We start from the raw sequence: 20,019 nt of genomic DNA, 5'->3' as shown, positions 1-20,019 counted from the left end.
AGCCGAAGCCGAAGCCGAAGCCGAAGCCGAAGCCGAAGCCGAAGCCGAAGCCGAAGCCGAAGCCGAAGCCGAAGCCGAAGCCGAAGCCGAAATGGCCGTGGAACAGACTCGGGAAGAACCGGTTGTTCAGTCGCAAGAAAGGCGCGGCGGATTTGTTCCTGCCCTGATTGGCGGCGCGGTTGCTGCGGCTATCGGGTTTGCAGCGGGAAATGCGGGAATATTCGGGTCGGGCCAATCTGATGCGATCACGGCCCTGGAATCGAAGATCAATGATCAATCCAGCCAGATAGAGGCTCTGACGAAATCTGTGTCCGATACTACAGAGATGGACAAAAAGATCGCCGCGCTGACAGATCAAATTTCGCCAATTGCTGCGGAGCTGGATGCTGTAAAATCTGGTTTAGACGGTCTGACGAGCAAAGTTGATCCACTGACAACCCGTCTCAATGATCTGGAAAGCGGTGCGCTGACCCAAAGCGTGTCACCAGAAGCTTCTGCTGCTTTTGAGGCTGAGTTGAAAAAGCTTCAGGATTCTCTCGCTGCACAGCGCGCCGAGGTTGAAAAAATGGTCTCGGATGCGCAGGCGCTGGAGGTTAAAGCGGCCGCAGACGCCAAGGCTGCGACGAACACAGCCACACTGTCTCGTCTGCAGGGACAGCTGGACGCCGGCTTGCGCTATGACGATCTGATTACCGAGTTGCAGGCTGGTGGTGTAACCGTACCAGATGCTTTATCCGGTCCGGCAGACAAGGGTGTGGCCACGATTGCTGAGCTGAACGCATCATTTGCGCCTGCAGCCCGTGCTGCCCTGGCCGATGCGCGTGATGCAGACAAAAGCACCGGGTTTGTCGCGTTCCTTCAACGCCAGACAGGCGCGCGCTCAGTAACACCGCAGGAAGGTGACGATCCGGACGCAATCCTGTCGCGCGCTCAGGCTGCGTTGGCTGCCGGGGATTTGTCCAAGGCGCTGACCGAACTCAAATCGTTGCCAGAATCTGCGCAATCGGCGATGGCGGATTGGGAACAGGTGGCCCAAACCCGGCTGTCAGCGGTGGATGCCGCAAATGCGCTTGCCTCAAGCGTAAACTCGAACTGAAGGACCTGCCATGCTGTGGTCATTGTTTAAGATCCTTGTTTTTGTTGCGATTATCGGCCTGCTGGCCATGGGCGCAGGTTACCTTATGGAGACAAGCGGTGGTGTTCAGATCACTGTTGCAGGCACGGAATACACGCTTGGCCCCTTGCAGTCGGTCATCGCGCTGGGCGTTCTGGTGTTTGCGGTGTGGTTGTTCTTCAAATTGCTCGGCCTGTTGATCGCGACGCTCAAATTCCTCAATGGGGATGAGACTGCATTGTCGCGCTATTTCGATCGCAGCCGTGAGCAGCGTGGGTATCAGGCTTTGTCCGATGGTTTGATGGCACTTGCGTCGGGCGAAGGGCGTGTAGCCCTGACCAAGGCGAGCAAGGCTGAGAAGTTGCTCAACAAACCCGAACTGACCAACCTGCTGGTGGCGCAGGCTGCGGAAATGACCGGCGATACCAAGAAAGCGTCAGACACCTACAAGAAGCTGGTCACAAATAACGCCACCCGTTTTGTCGGCGTGCGCGGCATCATGAAGCAAAAACTGGCCGAAGGTGACGATGAAACGGCCCGAAAGCTTGCTGAAAAGGCGCTTGAGCTGAAGCCCCGCCATCAGGAAACGCAGGATGTGCTGCTGAACCTGCAGACCAAGGCTCAGGATTGGGCCGGGGCTCGTTCAACACTGACCGCCAAGCTGAAATCAGGTCATCTGCCACGGGACGTCTATAAGCGTCGTGATGCGGTGCTGGCCTTGTCCGAAGCCAAAGACATTCTGGACGACACCGCAAGTGTCGAACAGCAGGAATATGCGATCGAGGCAAACCGCCTTTCACCTGATCTGGTACCAGCGGCAGCAATGGCCGCGCGGGCCTATATCGAAAAGGGCAAACCACGGGCCGCGACCAAGATCCTGAAAAAAGCGTGGGAGGTACAGCCGCATCCCGATCTGGCGCATGTCTTTGCCGAAATAGCGCCGGATGAAACGCCAGAAGAACGGATCAAACGCTTTACGGCGCTCACGCGAGTCCATCCCGAAAACATGGAAACGCGCCTTATTCTGGCCGAGCTGAATATCGTCGCCGAAGACTTCCCCGAGGCGCGCCGTGCGCTGGGCGATGTGGTTGAAAAGCAGGCTGATGCCCGCGCCTATACGCTGATGGCCGCAATCGAGCGTGGTGAAGGCGCCAGCGATGCCGTTGTTCAGGGATGGCTGGCCAAGGCACTGAATGCACCACGCGGGCCACAGTGGGTGTGCGACAATTGTCATGACATCCAGCCTGAATGGGCGCCGGTTTGCCAGAACTGCCACAGCTTTGACACGCTGAGCTGGCAAACACCTCAAACGCCTGAGATCGCGACGGCGACTGGCGTGCATATGCTGCCGCTGATTGTCGGAGCGCTCGAGGACAAGCCCGAGACTGTTGAAGTTGAGGAACTCGAAGAACCGCAGGCTGATGATGTGATCGAAATGAATGCGGAACCGGTTCAGGCCGAAGCAGAGAAACCAGCCTGACAGGGTATCTCGAGTTTGAATGTATCAACCCGGAGCAGGAAGTTTCAGTGTTCCGGGTTGAACATGCAAACAACCGGGCATTGATCCCTCGGTCTCAGGTAAGACCATCGCTTTCCACAAGAGCTTCCAGCCCGACACGATAGTTCGGGTACAGCAGCCTGACCCCGAGTTCGTTTTTGATCTTGTCGTTCCGGACGCGTTTGTTTTCATTGTAAAAGCTGCGCGCCATTGGCGTCAGTTCAGCCTCTTCAAAGGGAACCGCAGGTGGCAGTGGCAGGCCTTGCAGTTCGGCTGCATACCCAATCACGTCTTGTGGCGGTACGGGTTCATCATCGCAAACGTTGTAGATCGTACCGGGTTTGGGATGCAGCATGGACGCTTCCAACACCTGGGCGATGTCGTCTACATGAATGCGGGAAAACACCTGACCCTGCTTGATGATCCGGCGCAGCCCACCGCGTTTCAATTTGGAGAACGGACCCCGCCCCGGGCCATAGATTCCGGCAAGTCGAAAGATGTGCAGGGGCAGGCCGGGAATGGCAGCCCATTCTTCCTCGGCTCGTAACCGCCAGCGACCGCGTTCGGCGGTGGGCGCGGGCGGGGTGCTTTCATCCACCCAGGCGCCTTCATGATCGCCGTAAATTGCGGTCGTGGACAAGTATCCCACCCAGCTAAACTGATCAGCGCGCGCCGTGATTTCTTCGCGCAATTCGGCAAGCACCGGATCACCTGCTGAGGTCGGAGCGGTTGAAACCAGCAGGTGCGTCACCCCATCCAGCGATGGTCTCTCTCCCGGCCAAACTATTGGATTGGCCCCGGATTCACGAATAGAGTCGGCCTGATCGGCGTTGCGTGTGGTTCCGATGATCTGCCAGCCTTTTGGGGCCAGTCGACGGGACAAGACCCGGGCAGAATACCCATGTCCGAAAGAGAGAAGTGTATTAGTCATACTTCCCTTGATGATAGGGCACGGTCCGGGATGCAAGCGCTGGATGGACGCACTTGATTCGAATCCCCTGTTGCGCCTTCATTGGGGTATGAGCAACAAGACACCCGATCTGCACGCGGCTTATGCGCTGAAATCATCCGAAGACAGCAAACGACTCTATGCTGAATGGGCTGGTGACTATGATGAGGGGTTTGCCGCGCTTGAGGATTATCAACTGCATATCCATACCGCGCGGGCATTTGTCAGCGCCGGGGGACAAGGACCTGTTCTGGACGTTGGTGCCGGCACCGGGCTTTGCGGTGCGGTTCTGGCCGGGCTTGGGGTTGGGCCAATTGATGCCACCGATATCAGTGCCGAGATGCTGGATGAAGCGATGCGCAAGGATATCTATCGTGACGCGATCGAGGCTGATCTGAACCACGGCATCCCGGTGCCGCGAGACAGCTATTCGGGCATCGTTTCATCAGGAACTTTCACGCATGGCCATCTTGGTCCCGAAGCGCTGCCCGCATTGCTTCGCATTGCGCGGCCGGGGGCACAGTTTGCCCTGTCGATCAATGCCCGGCACTATGAAGCGCTGGGTTTTGCAGATGCGCTACAGCAATTGCAAAAGGATCAGATTGAAAACCTGGTCCTGCCCACCGTGCGTATCTACGGGGATCTGGCCGCTGGCCCGAACAAGGACGACCTTGCGCTGATCGCCCTGTTCGAGAAATCCTGATTAACGCCCTTTCCAAACCGGATCGCGCTTTTCTGCAAAGGCGCGGGCGCCTTCCAGATTGTCCTCTGATCCGTAGAGGACGTCGACCGTCTGCAATTGTCGTTTGGTGATCCGGTTCATCGAGTCCTGAAACTTTGAATCTTCTGCGTCGCGCACGATCTCTTTGATTGCGGCATAGACCAGCGGTGGGCCGCTCGCCAACAGGCGCGCCAGTTCCCATGCCCGGTCGAGCAGTTGATCTGCTGGAACGATTTCGTTGACCAGACCCCAGCGATGCGCCTCGTCTGCATCAAACCAGCGCCCGGTCAGCAACAGCTCCATCGCGATGTGATAGGGGATGCGCTTGGGCAGCTTCACGCTGGCTGCGTCAGCCACGGTACCGGAACGTATTTCGGGCAGGGCAAAGCTGGCATGATCTGCTGCAACGATCATATCGGCGCTCAGTGCCAGTTCGAGGCCGCCGCCACAGGCAATCCCGTTGACGGCTGCAATCACCGGTTTGTTCATGTCTCGCAGTTCCTGCAGGCCGCCAAAGCCGCCAACACCGTAATCTCCGTCGACTGCATCCCCGTCTGCAGCAGCCTTCAGATCCCAGCCGGGGCAAAAAAACTTCTCTCCGCCACCAGTCAGGATCGCCACCCGCAGATCGGGATCGTCGCGAAAGTCGCGAAAGACATCACCCATGATACGACTGGTCGCCAGATCGATGGCATTTGCCTTTGGCCGGTCCAGAGTCACTTCCAGTATGGCGCCGTCACGGCGGGTTTTGATCGGGTTCATGAGTTTGCCTTTCGGATCAGGGCATCAACCGCTACCGCCCCGTCGGCAGAGCAGATCAACGGATTCACTTCAACTTCGTCGACAGTTGCCGCATTGGCAATGACATAGCTTTGCACAGCCTCGACAGCATCCAGCGTTGCCTCGAAATTGGCGGCTGGTTTGCCCCTGTACCCTGCCAACAGCGGTGCACAGGCCAATTGGCCCAGCGCTGTGCTGACCGCTTCGCGGGATGCCGGAATCAGCAACGATACCGTATCCCGCAATATCTCTGTCAGGATGCCCCCTGCACCCAATGTCAGAACATATCCATGTGCCGGATCGCGTGTTACGCCGACCAGCAGCTCAGCCACGCCACCCGTGGCCATTTCCTCGATCAGAATCTCAGGCGTTCCGATATCCAGAGCGGTCGCAGTGATTTCCTTTGCCTCGATACCAAGTCGTACGGCACCGTGCTCGGATTTATGCGCAAGGCCCACGCCCTTGACCGCAAACGGACCATTCAGACCATGCACAGCCTGGCCAGCATCTTGCGGGCAGGCGACAACACGTTTTGGCACCGGCATCCCAAACTCGGCCAAAGCATCTTTTGCTTCGGCCTCGGTCAGGATTTGATCGGCGTTGGTATCAAAGGGCAACAGGACAGGGTCTGCGACCTCATGAGATCTGGGTGCTGCGGCCTCGGATGCGGCAAGCGCTTCGTGCAATCCTGCGAATGGCACGACACCACCATCACGGAGGCGTCGCGCAACATCTTCGGGCATCAATTCCGGTAGGGTAGCCGTTACGGCAAAGGGTCGCCCGGTTTCTGCGACGCAGTTGAGCGCTGCCTGCGTTGCACATTCCCAGTCTGTTGCGTCTGTGTGCGGATAGTCGACCACCGCCATGGTCATGGCGATATCCGGCCCGACCAGGCTTTTCCACGCGCGGGTCATCGCATCCGTGTCGCGCCAGATGTAGGTGTGATAGTCGAGCGGGTTCGCCAGCGCCACCATCGGCCCCAGTGCGTCACGCAGATTGGTGCGCTGAGTATCCGTCAGCGCGGGGAAACGCAGATCTCTGTCTTCGGCCATATCAGCGGCAAGACTTGCTTCACCGCCCGAGCAGCTGATCATGCCTAACCCGTTTCCATCCAGCTCACCGGTGATGTGCAGCAGTTTCAGCGTTTCCAGGAAGCTGGGGATGTCATTCAAACGGGCAATTCCCAATCGATCCAAGAAGGCCTGCGCCCCTGCATCGCCACCCGCCAAAGACGCGGTGTGGGAAATTGTTGCGGCCTGCGCATGCGAGGACCGCCCCATCTTTAACGCGATGATGCGAACCCCCCGATCGCGCGCTTTGGCTGCCAGAGCCTCCCACTTTCGCAAGTCGCCAAAGCCCTCGATATGAACTCCGATTGCGGTGATCCGGTCATCATCCAGCAGGGCTGCGGCGATATCCGCCTGATGAGTCTGCGCCTGATTTCCGCAGGTCAGCATGAACGCCAACGGTAATGCACGGCGCTGCATTGTCATGTTGATGGCAATGTTCGAGCTTTGGGTAAGGATCGCCACGCCACGCTCAACCGGTCGCATTCCATGCTGGTCCGGCCAGATGGCCACGTTGTCCAGCGCATTGACAAAGCCGTAGCAGTTCGGGCCGAGGATCGGCATATCGCCTGCCGCGGCCACCAGTTGTGCCTGCAGATCAGCCCCCTGATCATCTTCGGCCCGGGCCTCGGTAAAGCCCGAAGCAAAGCAAACAGCCCCCCCGGCACCTAGTGTCGAGAGGACCTTTACGGTTTCGATCGTGGCGTGCCGATTGATGCCGATGAACGCAACATCCGGAGCCTGAGGCAGATCCTCGATGGATTTGTAGACCGCCTCGCCTGCAACTTGGTCAGCCTTGGGATGGACGGGCCAGATTTGCCCTGAATATCCAAGTTTTCTCGCCTGACGAATAACTTCCGCACACCACGCGCCACCGCCGATAACGGCCAGCGACGCAGGTGTCAGCACACGTTTGAGTGCCTTCATCAGGTTTCCCTCATCAGCGTCGCCATTACGCACCCAATGCACGCAGCAGATCGCGGCTGATGATGTGCCGTTGGATTTCGCTGGTGCCGTCCCAGATGCGCTCAACCCGCGCGTCTCGCCAGAACCGCTCGAGTGGGTAGTCATCCATCAGGCCCATACCACCGTGGATCTGAATGGCGGCATCGGTGACGCGCGCCAGCATCTCAGAGGCATAGAGCTTGGCCGAAGCGATCTCGCGGTTGGCGGGCAGGCCTTTGTCCAGCCGGTCTGCTGCGGCCAGCGTCAAAAGGTCGGCCGCGTCGATTTCGGTGATCATGTCCGCAATCTGGAAAGACACGCCCTGAAATTTGCCGATTTTCTGGCCGAATTGTTCGCGTGTGGCAGAGTAATCCAGCGCATAGTCGAACGCGCGACGAGCGCGACCCACGGACATGGCAGCAACAGTGATGCGTGTCGCGTAGAGCCATGTGTTCATGACGTCGAAGCCGCCATCGACCTCACCCAGAACCTGGCTGTCCGGCAGACGGCAATCGTCGAAATCCAGCACCATGTTCTTGTAGCCGCGATGGCTGACAGACTTATACCCGTCCCGGATGGTGAAACCCGGAGTTCCCCGATCAACCAGAAACGCCGTGATCCGCTTTTTTGGGCCTTTTGGTGTCTGATCTTCTCCGGTCGCGATGAAGACGATGATGAAATCAGCGTGCTCTGCGCCCGAGATGAAGTGCTTGGTGCCATTAACGACCCAGTCACCTCCGTCCCGGACGGCCGCGCATTTCATACCGCGCACATCCGACCCGGCACCGGGCTCGGTCATCGCCAGCGCATCCATCTTTTCACCGCGTACGGCCGGCATGAGGTAACGATCGACCTGCTCGCCCTCACACGCCATCAGAATGTTCTGGGGACGACCAAAGAAATGGTTCAGAGCCATGGACCCGCGACCCAACTCGCGTTCAACCAGTGCGAACTCCAGATGATTCAGCCCGGCGCAGCCTACGCTTTCGGGGAAGTTACAAGCATAGAATCCCAACCCAATCGTCTTGCGTTTGATCTCGTCCGCGATTTCCTGAGGCACTTCACCGGTGCGTTCGACCAGTTCCTCATGCGGGTAGATTTCGTTTTCGACAAAGCTGCGAACGGTTGAGACGATCATCTCCTGTTCGTCGGACAATCCATATTGCATCGGGCGTCTCCAAATTCGGTGTTGTGCGTATCCTGACGTGGCTTGAAATCTGAAACATGCGAAAATAGACGTTAATCATGCAGTACTGGACAAAATCACCCTCTGCACCGCAGCAAATCGGAGTCCTCCTGTTCGACGGATTCTCGAACCATTGCCTGGCCAATTCGGTCGAGCCTTTGCGGGCCGCAAACACATTGGCAGGGCGCAAATTGTATGATTGGCAGTTCCTTGCGTTGGATACCGGGCCGGTGACCTCATCATCCGGGCTGCAGGTTGCGCCGCATGAGACCTTGCAGACCGCCAGCGGCGACATGCTGATGGTGATGCCATCCTATGGGTTTCGTGCGCATGGGGGTTGGCGCACCCTCTCAGGCCTGCGATCTGCTGACCAGCGTTTCAGGGTTCTGGCAGGCCTCGATACCGGCAGTTGGCTGTTGGCTTTGGCCGGGCTTTTGGATGGGCATCGCGCCACGATCCACTGGGAGGAGCTGACTGGGTTCACCGAAAGGTTCCCCGAGGTCGATGCGCGGCGCGAACGCTATGTCATCGACCGAAACCGCATCACTTGTTCCGGCGCGATGGCGGCCTTTGATCTGGTTCTGCATCTTATTGGGCGGGATCAGGGGCAGGCGCTGGCCCTGGAGGTCTCGCAACTGTTCATGACGCGCGATTCAGCGCGGTCTCATACCGGAGGCGCAGGCGCGACCAGCGGTTACGTCAACAAGGCACTGGCGCTGATGCAGGAGAATCTTGAGACGCCTTTGCCCGTTTCTGAAGTCGCCCATCGGGTTGGTCGTTCGCAAAAGGCTCTGGCGGTACGGATGCAAACCGAATTGGGCGCTGGGCCAGCGCAGGTCTATCGCCGATTGCGCCTGAATCTGGCGCGCAAGCTGGTGGCCGAGACCGACTTGAGCATCGGAGAAATTGCCTTGCGCGCCGGGTACGAGGATCCCAGCGCGCTGACCCGCGCCTTCAGGACCGAGTTCGGAGTAACGCCGCGCGCCCTTCGCACAACCCGGTCCTGAATGCAGGTATTCAGCCAAACATCCGCTTTTTCCGGGCGCGTGTTTCAGCCGTGGCTTCGGGTGATCCGTCATGGAAGGTGCCGAACCAGCGGTCCCATGGCATCTCCTGATTGCCGTAGTTGCACTCGTAATACCGGTGATGCAGCTGGTGATAGAACGTACCCAGCGCCAACCGCTTTTTGTCCTTGATCAGCAAGTCTTCGTAGCCGGTATGGGTCATCGCTGCACCCGGTCCCTGAAAGACGATGTGAAAGTACAGGTGGATCGGATGGGATGGTACGATCCAGTGAATGCACAGCGTCGAGAGATAAAAGAAATGCTCGACCGGATGCATCGAGAACCCTGACCATGGTCCGATATTGACGTTCCGGTGATGCAGGCTGTGGACCTTTTTATAGAGGAACGGCTGATGCAGCAGACGGTGCACCCAGTAAAAATGAAAGGCCGACCACATTGGCAGCAGGATCAGCCAAAGGATGAACCAGATCGGATTTTCAGCAAAGGTGATGGTCGGCGCATAGCCGTTGGCCATCAGCCACATGGTCACGGCCTGAAACCCGGTCAGCTGCAGAACGCCCGACCCGAGAGACCAGAACATGTTGTCCAGCACCTGATCGCTGAAATCCCAAAGCTTGTTGTTCTTACCCTGTTCGCGGCGTTCGAACTTCAGCTTTTTACCCTGCGATTTGCGCATGTAGAAATACCAATGCAGACCGCCTGCGACGAGGAAAATCATCGCGAAATTCACCACCCAGATCTGGAAGATCCATCCAAACGCAAAGGTCTTTGCGGTCTCCAGCGAGGGATAGAAAAACGCCCACAGCGCGATTGCGGCCAACACCATCAAGACGCGTTCGCTCAGCGTTAGCCAGTTTTTGGCAAGCCATTTGCCCAGAAAAGCCGGTTCGGGTGGCCATCGGAAGATCGACGGATTCTCCAGCGGTAGTTCGGGGTGGTAGTTCCACTCACGACTCATGTCTTCCATCTGACGCGTGTCAGTCATGGCAGTGTCTTCCTTCTGCGAAGTGTTGTCTGAATTTTGGGGCGGTATACCCGGTCAGGTGTACATCTGTTTCTTGAACGCCCGGGTTCGCACCGTCGCTTCGGCCGAGCCGTCGTGATAGGTGCCAAACCACTTGTCGAATGGGATTTCGGAGGTGCCGTAGTTGCACTCGAAATACCGGTGGTGAAGCTGGTGAAAGAAGTCTCCGGCGCGTGCAGCTTCGGTATCGCCTGCCTTCAGTTTTTCAAAACCGGAATGAGACAGGACCGGGCTAATCTGCTGAAAATAAGCGTGAAACAGCAGGTGCAGCGGGTTGGAAGCCACGATCAGATGTATGAAGTAGGTCGTGAAGTACAGCATGTTTTCGAACCAGTGGTTGGAAATGCCGGACCATGGACCTGTATTGACATTGCGGTGGTGTACTGCGTGGACGTGCTTGTACAGCTTTGGATGATGTTCAAGACGGTGCACCCAATAGAAATGCAGGCCTGACCACATTGGAATGAAGAACATCCAGATCACAAACCACACCGGAGCCTCGGTCCAGGTGATCACAGGTGCCCAGCCATTGGCCATCGCCCAATAGATCACCCACTGATACACGGTTGCGACAGTCATCGCGCTGCCAAGGGTCCACCAGATGTTGTCCCAGACCTGATTGCGGAAGGTGAAGGTACCGTTTCCACGGGTCAGGTCACGCCGGTCGAACTTTTTGTACATGCCTTGCCCCTTGCGCATGTACAGCCACCAATGCAGGCCTCCGGCCACCAATATCTGGGGGACCATGTTCAGCAGCCAGACCCGAAACATCCAGCCGGGGGCAAAACTCTGCATCGTTTCCAGTGGCGGCAGGAAAAAGACATAGGCTGCGATTGCAAGGGCCATGCACAGGGTCAGCGATGTCAGCTGCAGCCATGCGCCGCTGTACCATTGCAGTACCGCGGCAGGGCGCAGCGGCCAGCTGAACACAGGGTTCAAAGCTACCGGGCCATCAGGGCGATAGTTCCAGCGGGCGACTTCGGGGTCCTGAGCGGTGTCCGACATGGCGGGTACCCTTCAATACTGAAAAACACCGGATCTGGGGTCAGCTTGCGTAGTCTGACCCTTCGGCATCCAGAACGGCCTTAATCTCACGCAGGTGTGCTTCGGCTTGTCCGGGATAATCATCCAGCTCCTGCGCGGTTTTTTCCGCGATTTCGTCCGACAAAACGCGCATCGGCTGCCCGGTCTGAAGCGCACGGATGTAGGTTTCGGCCGCGCGTTCAAAATAATAGAGCCTGTTAAAGGCATCTCCAACGTCGCTGCCGATGACCAGAACGCCATGGTTGCCCATGATCATGACTTTTTTCTTGGGATCTGACAGCATCGATGCACAACGCTCACCCTCGCTTTCAAAGGCCAGACCACCAAACTCTTCGTCCACGACGTAACGGTTGTAGAACGTGGCGGTGTTTTGATCGATCGGAGGCAGATTGCTATCGGCCAGCGAGGCCAGAACGGTCGCAAAGATCGAATGCACATGCATGACACAACGCGCATGCGGGCAATGGCGGTGGATTGAGCCGTGCAGTCCCCAGGCCGTGGGATCGGGCGCGCCGGGCTGCTTCATGACATCGGGATCCTTCGCGTCGAGAAACAGCAGATCAGAGGCCCGTATACGCGAAAAGTACATCTGATTGGGGTTCATCAGGAATTGCGTACCATCGTCGTTCACGGCAAGGCTGAAGTGATTTGCAACGCCTTCGTGCATATTCAGTCGCTCAGTCCAGCGGAATGCGGCGGCCATATCTACACGCTCGGACCAGTGGTCGATATTCGGACGCAGGTTGGTGACGCTCATCTGGCAACTCCTGTGGCAGCGGGCTTGAGTTTCATGCTTTGTAGATCGTGCATCCGGCATCGAAATTTGACCAACGAAAAAAACGCAGCTATTCCATTAGCTGAACTAATGGCAAAGTTATGCACATGCAGAAACCGCTTCCTCCACTGGGTTGGTTACGTACCTTTGAAGCGGCCGCGCGCCATCTGTCTTTCACGGGTGCGGCCCGTGATCTGAACATGACTCAGAGCGCGGTGAGCCAGCAGATCAAATCGCTTGAGGGATATCTTGGTCAGCCCTTGTTTTTAAGGCGCCCCCGCGCATTGGAGCTGACCGAGGCAGGTATCACTTATCTGCCTGTCGTACGCGACGCTTTCAGAACCCTGGTACGGGGTACACAGGCGGTAACCGGCGCCCGGCAAAATGCGGTTCAGGTGCAAAGCAACATCACCTTTGCCGTCAACTGGCTGGCACCGCGTTTGCCCGGTTTTCGGGCCCAGCACCCGGATGTACATCTCAATATTTTTACCGAGCTTTGGGAGCCGCAGGAGATGGCAGAAGGGGCGGCTGTCGAAATACGCTATTCCCTGCGACCTTCGGATACCGTGCGTACGGAGTTATTACGAACGGATCACTATTATCCCGTCTGTGCGCCAGACTACCCCGTTACTCTGGAGAATCTGCATCAGCAGCCGTTGTTTGATTGCTCGAATCTGCTGTCGAATTGGGGAAACTGGGCGGAAGAGCAGGGGTTGGACTGGCCGAACCCGCAAATCACCTATTCCACCACATATATGGTCAGCCTGTCTGTTGCGATGGTTGGGGGTGGGTTGTGCCTGGCGCATGACACGATCGTTCGCGGTTTGATAAACGAAGGTCGACTGATCGCCCCGTTCGAGCATCGTGCTGTGATGCCCGAGGCCTACTACCTTTTGCTTTCGCCACAGGCCGAAGAGACACCGGGTGCGGTGGCCTTTGCCAACTGGATTCGAAGCGAGATCGAAGCAGATTCTCTGATCTAACCAGTGAGTCCTTCCACCCATCGTCTATGCCCTTTCGGGCGTTTCCTTTGGTTGGGCGTGGCAGCGCTGACGCGCTGTGTCAGGTCGGCCTTATTCGGTATCTTTCGGGCGGCTAGGCACCCAAGCATATCCGTTTTCACAAAGGATATATGCCTCTCGCAGGCCATGCGGTTTGTCTGTGGGGGGCTGTAGTACCGTAGCGCCAGCAAGATCTGCGCGGGTAACGGCATCGTCCGGATCTGTATCGTACAGGCGGATTTCGATACCTGCACCACGCGGTGGTGTTTCCGGCAGCAAGCTCAGCAACGGATTGGAATGATAGGTTCCGTCAGAATGCAGTTGAAAGACCTGACCGGAATAGGTGACGATCGCAAAATCAGCCGTCACCTGATGACTTTTCATTCCAAAAACAGTCTCTAAAAAGGTGCATTCTGCCTTCACGTCCCTGACCAGCAGGTTTAGCCCGATCCCGTTCAGGCCACGCCCGAAACTGTCCGCATCTATCGTTTCAAAGTCCATGTGAGCAGATTGAACAGCAACTCCACCGCAAAGCAAGCTATTCAGGCACGTGATTTCCCTTGTCATCAATCAGGGTCGTTCCGTCCTCTTTAAGCCATGGTGCCTTTGGCCATGTGTCGAGTAGATCGAGAACTGCGCCGGATGGTCGGCAAAGCCTGACCCCATTTCGGCATGCCACGATTGGTCGATTGACCAGAACCGGATGTTCCAGCATGGCATCCAGCAATTGATCGTCAGTCACCTTATCATCCAGCAGACCCAGTTCCTCAGCAGGTGACTTAGTGGTCCGAAGCGCCTGACGGGGCGTGAGTCCGGCGGCTGCGAACAACGCCAGGAGTTGTGGCCGGGTCCAGCCCGTTTCCAGATATTCGATGACCACCGGATCGTATCCGGCGTCACGTATGATCTGCAGCACGTTACGGGACGTGCCACAGGCGGGGTTGTGGTGAATGACGATATCCATATGACCCTCTTATGCTGCTTTTCGTGACGGTTTCATGATACGCAAAGAGCAGGGGTTGAACCTTCCTGCGCATTAGGGAAAGTTGGGCCATGGAATACACACCTTTCCCAAGCTGGCCCGATGTCGCCCCTCGTTTGATTGCCGTTGCCGCCGGGCGCGAACCTGCGGACATGATTATTCGCGATGGTATCTGGGTCAATGTTCACAGCCGTGAGACCTTGCCCGGCCATTCTGTTGCCATTGCCGAAGGGCGGGTGGCCTTTGTCGGGCCTGACGCCTCGCACTGCGTTGGTCCTGATACCCAAATCATCGAAGCGCGCGGGCGCTATCTAATCCCGGGCTTGTGTGACGCACACATGCATATCGAATCCGGAATGCTGACGCCCGCTGAATTTGCCCGCGCGGTGATCCCGCATGGGACGACCTCGATGTTCACCGATCCCCATGAGATTGCCAATGTGCTGGGTCTGGATGGCGTACGCATGATGCATGATGAGGCGCTGTTGCAGCCGGTGAATATTTTCACTCAGATGCCGTCTTGTGCACCTTCGGCCCCGGGGTTGGAGACGACAGGCTATGAAATCACGCCTGAAGATGTATCAGAGGCGATGAACTGGCCAGGAATTATCGGCTTGGGGGAGATGATGAATTTCCCCGGCGTGATAAATGGCGATCCAAAGATGCTGGCCGAGATCGCAGCCACGCAACGCGCAGGAAAAACGGTAGGCGGACACTACGCCTCCCCTGATTTAGGGTCTGATTTTGCAGCATATGTGGCTGGCGGTCCCGCTGATGATCATGAGGGTACGTGTGAGGCCGATGCCATTGCGCGTGTACGTCAGGGCATGCGTTCGATGATGCGGCTGGGTTCGGCCTGGTATGACGTGGAAAGCCAGATCACCGCCGTCACTGAAAAAGGTCTGGATCCGCGGAACTTTATCCTGTGTACGGATGATTGCCACTCGGGCACGTTGGTGAACGAAGGGCATATGAACCGCGTCGTGCGGCATGCCATCGCCTGTGGTTGCGATCCTTTGATTGCGCTGCAGATGGCCACGATCAACACGGCCTCTCATTTCGGGCTGGAGCGTGAAATCGGTTCGATCACACCCGGGCGCAGGGCAGACATTATCATCACGTCTGACGTGACCAATCTGCCGATTGAGACGGTTGTGGCACGGGGTCAGATTGTCGCTGAAAATGGCGCGATTACAGTCGACTGCCCCCATTACGACTGGCCTGACCGGGCGCGAAACACTGTACATCTGGGACACCAGCTCAGCGCTGGAGACTTTGAGATCGAAGCTCCGGCCGGAGCGAACCGGGTTCAGGCCAACGTAATCGGTGTGGTGGAAAACCAGGCCCCGACCAAAGCGCTGAAAGCCGAACTGCCCATCATCGGTGGGCTGGTAGAAGGTGAAGGTGATGTATGCCAGATTGCGCTGGTTGAACGGCACCGGGGTACCGGGGGTGTAACGAACGCTTTCGTTTCGGGCTTTGGTTACCAGGGCCGCATGGCGATGGCGTCAACCGTAGCCCATGACAGCCACCACATGATTGTCGTGGGTACTGACCGCGAGCAAATGGCGCTGGCCGCAAACCGGCTGGCCGAAGTGGGTGGTGGCATCACCATCTTCCGAGATGGTGAAGAACTGGCATTGGTCGAATTGCCGATTGCCGGTCTGATGTCCGACAATCCGGCGGCCGAGGTTGCCGCAAACGCAGAAAAGATGGTCGAGGCGATGGAGGCCTGCGGCTGTCAGCTTAACAACGCCTATATGCAGCACTCCCTGCTTGCTCTGGTCGTGATCCCGGAACTGAGGATTTCCGATCTGGGCCTGGTGGATGTGCGCACCTTTGAAAAGATAGACCTTCTGGAACCACTTGCATGACAACAATAATAGAACCAAAAGCACCCAAACCAGAACAATTCACCGACGCGTCGGCCGCTGTTGCCCGGCTTGAAGAACTGTACGAGCAGGCAACGAAATTTTTGTGCGACAAATTCTCTGACTCAATGTCTGGAGATACGCCGACCGAACGATTCAGAGCCTATTACCCGGAAATTCGCATCAGAACCGCGTCTTATGCCCATGTAGACAGTCGCCTGAGCTTTGGTCACGTTTCGGAGCCGGGGACACACGCGACAACGGTGACGCGGCCGGATTTGTTCCGTTCCTATCTGACACAACAGATCGCTTTGCTGATTAAGAACCACAATCAGCCGGTCACAATCGGCCTTTCGGATACGCCGATTCCGGTACATTTCGCAGTCGCGAACAATCCGGATCTGGTTGTACCGCATCAGGGTGCAGCGGGGTTCACATTGCGCGATGTCTTCGACGTTCCGGATCTGACGACCACCAATGATGATATCGTCAACGGCGTCTATGAGCTGGAGAACGATGTCGGCCCTCTGGCGCTGTTTACCGCTCAGCGGATCGACTATTCGCTGGCGCGCCTTGCGCATTATACGGCCACGGATCCAAGCCATTTCCAGAACCATGTGTTGTTCACCAACTACCAGTTCTACGTCTCGGAATTCGAAAACTATGCGCGTGAACAGCTGGCTGATCCGGATAGCGGCTACACCAGCTTTGTGTCCACAGGAAATGTCGAGATCAGCGATCCGAAGGCTGCAATCGAACAACCGCTGAAACTGCCGCAGATGCCGACCTATCACTTGAAGCGCGAGGATGGGTCCGGCATCACGCTCGTCAATATTGGTGTTGGTCCGTCAAACGCCAAAACGGCAACCGACCATATTGCGGTTCTGCGTCCGCACGCATGGCTGATGGTTGGCCACTGCGCTGGGCTGCGAAATACGCAGGCTTTGGGCGATTTCGTACTGGCCCATGCCTATCTGCGCGAAGACAAGGTGTTGGACGATGATCTGCCGGTCTGGGTTCCGATCCCGCCACTGGCCGAAGTGCAGGTTGCACTTGAACAGGCCGTGGCCGAAGTGACCGAGCTTGAAGGTTATGAGCTCAAGCGGATCATGCGAACCGGCACTGTGGCTTCGGTCGATAACCGAAACTGGGAGCTTCGGGATCAGTCAGGGCCCGTGCAACGGCTTAGCCAATCGCGCGCAATCGCGTTGGATATGGAAAGCGCCACCATCGCCGCAAATGGGTATCGTTTCAGGGTGCCTTACGGCACATTGTTGTGCGTGTCAGACAAGCCTTTGCATGGTGAACTAAAGCTTCCCGGAATGGCTTCGTCGTTCTATACCACGCAGGTCAGCCGCCATTTGGCGATCGGAATACGGGCCATGGAACACCTCCGCGGGATGCCTCTGGAGCGTCTGCACAGCCGGAAATTGCGTTCTTTCGACGAAACGGCCTTCCTCTGAAGCAAAAAAGCAACGAAATCCCCATATTTTTGGGGGTTTTGGCGCTACTATTCGTTGTGTTCACATACAATATCCCGTTACAGTTACGCGGTGAGGCCCAAGAGATCGGGCACGTTAAGGAGACCAAGAAATGGCAAAGCCTATGACTAAAACTCAGCTGGTTGCTGCTCTCGCTGAGGAAATGGGAACCGACAAGAAATCCGCAAACGCGGCACTTGAGGCTGTAACCGGCCTGATCACCCGCGAAGTTTCCGCCGGTGGTGCAGTGACCCTGCCCGGCGTCGGCAAAATCTACTGCCGTGAGCGCCCCGAGCGTCAGGTCCGCAACCCGGCCACTGGTGAAACCTTCACCAAAGAAGCCGACAAGGTTGTGAAAATGACCATCGCAAAAGCACTGAAGGACAGCGTGAACGGCTAATCCCAGCCTTCACAACTTCAATAGAAGGGTCGCGATTTCGCGGCCCTTTTTCTTTGATGGAACTCATTCATTCGAACCCAAGGCGCCGGTAGGCCGCTTAGAGATGGGTATGAACAACCTTAAGCGCGTGATTCAGCATCGCGCGATTGATCTCTTCGTCTGCCGGGGGCTTCGGATTCTGAGATGGTGAAAGCGAGGCTTTTCGCTCAGCCTCACCAACCGGTAAAACCCGCCCTTCCATAACTGTGCCCCAGACATTGATGTCGCGGATCGATGTCGGGTCTACGCTCAGGGGGTTTTCATCCAGAATAGTCAGGTTGGCCCGTTTGCCCGGTTCGATGCTCCCGATCTCATCACTCATCCTGAGGGCCTGAGCCGCCTCGATCGTAACCCCGCGAAGAGCCATCTCGGCCGGTACTCTCTGATCCGTGCCAGCGGTACGACCGGAAGAAGTTATCCGATTGACCGCACACCACATCAGAAACAGGGGATCAGCAGGTGCCATTGGCATATCTGAATGCAGTGACCACGGGATACCAGCGAGCGACAAGTCACCCAGGCGAACCATCGAATCCGCGCGTTGCGGGCCAAGACCAACTTTCGAGTACTGATCTGCAAGAGCCGTCACATAGTAGGGATTTCCACTGACGATAGCGCCAAGCGCGCGAATCCGCTCGACCTGATCCGGGGCGCTGACCGCAAAATGCACCAGAACGGTGCGGTGATCATATCGAGGGTTGCGGCGCAGATTGGCCTCGAGCGTATCAAGAACCCGATCAAGCCCGGCGTCGCCATTGACGTGAATATGGATTTGATATCCTGCATCCCAGTAAACGCGGAATGCACGCTCAAACAGATCGCGGTCCATCATCCATTCGCCATCATGATCATCCAGATAAGGATCACGTACCTGCATCAGCAGCGAATAAATTGCGCCATCTGCAAAAAGCTTTGCCTGCTTTGGCGCAAGACTTGTCATGCCACCATACCAAGAGGCCAGCTTTTCGGTTTCAGCAATGACTTGCACATCATCCGAGTAGGTCGCGACCATCGACTTTGCATCCACGATAAATGACCAGCGAAATGGCATATCCGGGTTCGAGAAAACTTCGTTAACGCCATCCTGTACCGGTTTAGACAGAATCCCACCCGGCTCATTGCCGAAGGTAATGCCTTTGGCGTGCATATAGTCGCGCGTGATTTCCAGACCGGAACGCAGGCGTTCGGGGGTTGCGACCATATTCGCGATGTTAGGCAAAACTCCGAACAGACCCTGTTCCCAAAACCGCGCCTCTTCAAAATTGCTTTGCTCTTTTGCCGACGGGCTGAACGTTTCGAACTTGTCCCGGGTAACACCGCCACGTTCCATTGCCGCCGAGTTCAGTACCATCTCGTGACATGAGCGCGCCCAAACAAGAATTGGTCGTGTTTTGCTGATTGTGTCGAGATCGGCACGTGTTAATGGGCCATAGAAGGCGGGGTGATAACCCCAGCTGAGCAGAGGTTCATCCGGATCTGACTTCTCGGCTTCGGCCTTGGCCAGGCGTGTCATGAAGTCTTGCTTGTCTTTAACGCGAGGAACAGTTCCGCTCGGCAGGACCCAATCCTCGATTGCCAGGATTTCAGATGACATCGTAAGCGCGGCAAGCACAGGATGGTCATGCTGGGCGATAAAGCCGGGTACGATTACGTGATCGGCAAAAGTCGTATCGATTTCGTAGGGCTGATCGCCCAAAACACGCTGCACATCTTCCAGCGTTCCGGCCCAGAGGATTCTGTCGCCAACCACTGCAACCGCCTCGGCGGTTGGCCGTGCATCATTGAGCGTGATGATTTCGCGGGCAGTGTAGATCGTCGCCTGAGGTGCTGAGACAATTGATCCACCAATATCCTGCAGTGACCCAGTTTCTGCCAAAGCATGTCTCAATGGTGTCAGTGCTGCAGCAGAAGCTAATCCAGTTCTCACAAATCGCCGGCGATCGATATCTTTCATAATCGAGTTTCCTCAGACAGTTGGGTGGCAATGGTATTCGATTTCAAAAGAGTAATTCCCATCACAATATCTGAATTTTGCACGGTGTCTTGCCCAAGGCCTAAAAAAAACCCCGCAGAACGCGCTGCGGGGTTTGATTTGTCCAAGGCAGAAGGTGCCTGTG

General features: G+C 56.8%; 18 protein-coding genes. 8 read left to right on the top strand and 10 right to left on the bottom strand.

Annotation, left to right across the window (positions count from 1 at the left end; genetic code table 11):
* The coding region (locus ACR0IO_RS21725) for a COG4223 family protein (RefSeq protein ID WP_480744713.1) at positions 1-1,096 on the top strand (1,096 nt) is incomplete at its 5' end.
* A 10-nt stretch (positions 1,097-1,106) separates the two neighbouring features.
* Entirely contained in the window at positions 1,107-2,594 is a 1,488-nt protein-coding gene (locus ACR0IO_RS21720; RefSeq protein ID WP_480744709.1) for a heme biosynthesis HemY N-terminal domain-containing protein, read from the top strand.
* A 94-nt stretch (positions 2,595-2,688) separates the two neighbouring features.
* Here ACR0IO_RS21720 and ACR0IO_RS21715 read toward each other — a convergent pair whose 3' ends face one another.
* Positions 2,689-3,543 carry an SDR family oxidoreductase gene (locus tag ACR0IO_RS21715; RefSeq protein ID WP_480744706.1) on the bottom strand — a complete coding sequence of 285 codons (855 nt, stop codon included), beginning with the start codon at positions 3,541-3,543 and terminating at the stop codon, positions 2,689-2,691.
* 88 nt (positions 3,544-3,631) lie between these two features.
* Between ACR0IO_RS21715 and ACR0IO_RS21710 the strand changes: the two genes are divergently transcribed.
* Positions 3,632-4,264 (top strand): class I SAM-dependent DNA methyltransferase, encoded by a 633-nt coding sequence (locus ACR0IO_RS21710; RefSeq protein WP_480744703.1) that lies wholly within the window; start codon positions 3,632-3,634, stop codon positions 4,262-4,264.
* Here the strand turns inward: ACR0IO_RS21710 and ACR0IO_RS21705 are convergent, their stop codons facing one another.
* The 3 genes from ACR0IO_RS21705 to ACR0IO_RS21695 are packed head-to-tail and all read right to left on the bottom strand — an operon-like array spanning position 4,265 to position 8,242.
* On the bottom strand, positions 4,265-5,044 hold the full coding sequence (locus ACR0IO_RS21705; RefSeq protein WP_155143070.1) for a carnitinyl-CoA dehydratase: 780 nt from the start codon (positions 5,042-5,044) through the stop codon (positions 4,265-4,267).
* A complete protein-coding gene (locus ACR0IO_RS21700) occupies positions 5,041-7,056 on the bottom strand; it encodes an acetate--CoA ligase family protein (RefSeq protein ID WP_480744701.1) in 2,016 nt (671 codons plus the stop codon). Before ACR0IO_RS21700 ends, ACR0IO_RS21705 begins: the two co-directional genes overlap by 4 nt.
* Positions 7,057-7,081: 25 nt before the next feature.
* On the bottom strand, positions 7,082-8,242 hold the full coding sequence (locus ACR0IO_RS21695; RefSeq protein WP_480744699.1) for an acyl-CoA dehydrogenase family protein: 1,161 nt from the start codon (positions 8,240-8,242) through the stop codon (positions 7,082-7,084).
* A gap of 77 nt (positions 8,243-8,319) precedes the next feature.
* Here ACR0IO_RS21695 and ACR0IO_RS21690 point away from each other — a divergent pair, with 77 nt between their 5' ends.
* A complete protein-coding gene (locus tag ACR0IO_RS21690; RefSeq protein ID WP_480744696.1) occupies positions 8,320-9,267 on the top strand; it encodes a GlxA family transcriptional regulator in 948 nt (315 codons plus the stop codon).
* A gap of 10 nt (positions 9,268-9,277) precedes the next feature.
* Here ACR0IO_RS21690 and ACR0IO_RS21685 read toward each other — a convergent pair whose 3' ends face one another.
* Genes ACR0IO_RS21685 through ACR0IO_RS21675 form a run of 3 tightly spaced genes read right to left on the bottom strand, consistent with a single transcriptional unit; the run spans position 9,278 to position 12,110 of the window.
* Complete coding sequence (locus ACR0IO_RS21685) at positions 9,278-10,270, bottom strand: sterol desaturase family protein (protein ID WP_480744693.1); 993 nt, start codon at positions 10,268-10,270, stop codon at positions 9,278-9,280.
* A gap of 54 nt (positions 10,271-10,324) precedes the next feature.
* On the bottom strand, positions 10,325-11,314 hold the full coding sequence (locus ACR0IO_RS21680) for a sterol desaturase family protein (RefSeq protein WP_480744691.1): 990 nt from the start codon (positions 11,312-11,314) through the stop codon (positions 10,325-10,327).
* A 40-nt stretch (positions 11,315-11,354) separates the two neighbouring features.
* A complete protein-coding gene (locus tag ACR0IO_RS21675; RefSeq protein WP_155143076.1) occupies positions 11,355-12,110 on the bottom strand; it encodes a class II aldolase and adducin N-terminal domain-containing protein in 756 nt (251 codons plus the stop codon).
* 125 nt (positions 12,111-12,235) lie between these two features.
* Between ACR0IO_RS21675 and ACR0IO_RS21670 the strand changes: the two genes are divergently transcribed.
* Positions 12,236-13,111 carry a LysR family transcriptional regulator gene (locus ACR0IO_RS21670; RefSeq protein WP_170335862.1) on the top strand — a complete coding sequence of 292 codons (876 nt, stop codon included), beginning with the start codon at positions 12,236-12,238 and terminating at the stop codon, positions 13,109-13,111.
* 90 nt (positions 13,112-13,201) lie between these two features.
* On the opposite strand, the gene ACR0IO_RS21665 is transcribed toward ACR0IO_RS21670, so the two are convergent.
* Together ACR0IO_RS21665 and arsC are read right to left on the bottom strand one after the other, a co-directional pair.
* On the bottom strand, positions 13,202-13,630 hold the full coding sequence (locus ACR0IO_RS21665; RefSeq protein ID WP_480744688.1) for a VOC family protein: 429 nt from the start codon (positions 13,628-13,630) through the stop codon (positions 13,202-13,204).
* 37 nt (positions 13,631-13,667) lie between these two features.
* The gene (gene arsC / locus ACR0IO_RS21660) at positions 13,668-14,093 is read right to left on the bottom strand and encodes an arsenate reductase (glutaredoxin) (RefSeq protein WP_480744686.1); all 426 of its coding nucleotides are present in this window, start codon (positions 14,091-14,093) and stop codon (positions 13,668-13,670) included.
* An 89-nt stretch (positions 14,094-14,182) separates the two neighbouring features.
* Here arsC and ade point away from each other — a divergent pair, with 89 nt between their 5' ends.
* The 3 genes from ade to ACR0IO_RS21645 all read left to right on the top strand — a co-directional run bounded on the left by ade (position 14,183) and on the right by ACR0IO_RS21645 (position 17,863).
* Positions 14,183-15,985 (top strand): adenine deaminase, encoded by a 1,803-nt coding sequence (gene ade / locus ACR0IO_RS21655; protein ID WP_480744685.1) that lies wholly within the window; start codon positions 14,183-14,185, stop codon positions 15,983-15,985.
* Entirely contained in the window at positions 15,982-17,445 is a 1,464-nt protein-coding gene (locus ACR0IO_RS21650) for an AMP nucleosidase (RefSeq protein ID WP_480744682.1), read from the top strand. Before ade ends, ACR0IO_RS21650 begins: the two co-directional genes overlap by 4 nt.
* 130 nt (positions 17,446-17,575) lie before the next feature.
* Complete coding sequence (locus ACR0IO_RS21645; protein ID WP_050605937.1) at positions 17,576-17,863, top strand: HU family DNA-binding protein; 288 nt, start codon at positions 17,576-17,578, stop codon at positions 17,861-17,863.
* A gap of 97 nt (positions 17,864-17,960) precedes the next feature.
* Here the strand turns inward: ACR0IO_RS21645 and ACR0IO_RS21640 are convergent, their stop codons facing one another.
* Positions 17,961-19,856, bottom strand: a complete 1,896-nt coding sequence (locus tag ACR0IO_RS21640; RefSeq protein WP_480744681.1) for an amidohydrolase — start codon at positions 19,854-19,856, stop codon at positions 17,961-17,963.
* Between the last annotated feature and the right edge of the window lie 163 nt (positions 19,857-20,019).

The organism is Ruegeria sp. CE12, assembly GCF_056537525.1.
This window is presented reverse-complemented; position numbering and strand designations above follow the sequence as displayed.

Excerpts from the sequence above, each read along its gene's own strand:
- ACR0IO_RS21720 (WP_480744709.1), top strand. The coding sequence starts at position 1,107 with ATGCTGTGGTCATTGTTTAAGATCCTTGTTTTTGTTGCGATTATCGGC.
- ACR0IO_RS21715 (WP_480744706.1), bottom strand. The coding sequence starts at position 3,543 with ATGACTAATACACTTCTCTCTTTCGGACATGGGTATTCTGCCCGGGTC.
- ACR0IO_RS21710 (WP_480744703.1), top strand. The coding sequence starts at position 3,632 with ATGAGCAACAAGACACCCGATCTGCACGCGGCTTATGCGCTGAAATCA.
- ACR0IO_RS21705 (WP_155143070.1), bottom strand. The coding sequence starts at position 5,044 with ATGAACCCGATCAAAACCCGCCGTGACGGCGCCATACTGGAAGTGACT.
- ACR0IO_RS21700 (WP_480744701.1), bottom strand. The coding sequence starts at position 7,056 with ATGAAGGCACTCAAACGTGTGCTGACACCTGCGTCGCTGGCCGTTATC.
- ACR0IO_RS21695 (WP_480744699.1), bottom strand. The coding sequence starts at position 8,242 with ATGCAATATGGATTGTCCGACGAACAGGAGATGATCGTCTCAACCGTT.
- ACR0IO_RS21690 (WP_480744696.1), top strand. The coding sequence starts at position 8,320 with ATGCAGTACTGGACAAAATCACCCTCTGCACCGCAGCAAATCGGAGTC.
- ACR0IO_RS21685 (WP_480744693.1), bottom strand. The coding sequence starts at position 10,270 with ATGACTGACACGCGTCAGATGGAAGACATGAGTCGTGAGTGGAACTAC.
- ACR0IO_RS21680 (WP_480744691.1), bottom strand. The coding sequence starts at position 11,314 with ATGTCGGACACCGCTCAGGACCCCGAAGTCGCCCGCTGGAACTATCGC.
- ACR0IO_RS21675 (WP_155143076.1), bottom strand. The coding sequence starts at position 12,110 with ATGAGCGTCACCAACCTGCGTCCGAATATCGACCACTGGTCCGAGCGT.
- ACR0IO_RS21670 (WP_170335862.1), top strand. The coding sequence starts at position 12,236 with ATGCAGAAACCGCTTCCTCCACTGGGTTGGTTACGTACCTTTGAAGCG.
- ACR0IO_RS21665 (WP_480744688.1), bottom strand. The coding sequence starts at position 13,630 with ATGGACTTTGAAACGATAGATGCGGACAGTTTCGGGCGTGGCCTGAAC.
- arsC (WP_480744686.1), bottom strand. The coding sequence starts at position 14,093 with ATGGATATCGTCATTCACCACAACCCCGCCTGTGGCACGTCCCGTAAC.
- ade (WP_480744685.1), top strand. The coding sequence starts at position 14,183 with ATGGAATACACACCTTTCCCAAGCTGGCCCGATGTCGCCCCTCGTTTG.
- ACR0IO_RS21650 (WP_480744682.1), top strand. The coding sequence starts at position 15,982 with ATGACAACAATAATAGAACCAAAAGCACCCAAACCAGAACAATTCACC.
- ACR0IO_RS21645 (WP_050605937.1), top strand. The coding sequence starts at position 17,576 with ATGGCAAAGCCTATGACTAAAACTCAGCTGGTTGCTGCTCTCGCTGAG.
- ACR0IO_RS21640 (WP_480744681.1), bottom strand. The coding sequence starts at position 19,856 with ATGAAAGATATCGATCGCCGGCGATTTGTGAGAACTGGATTAGCTTCT.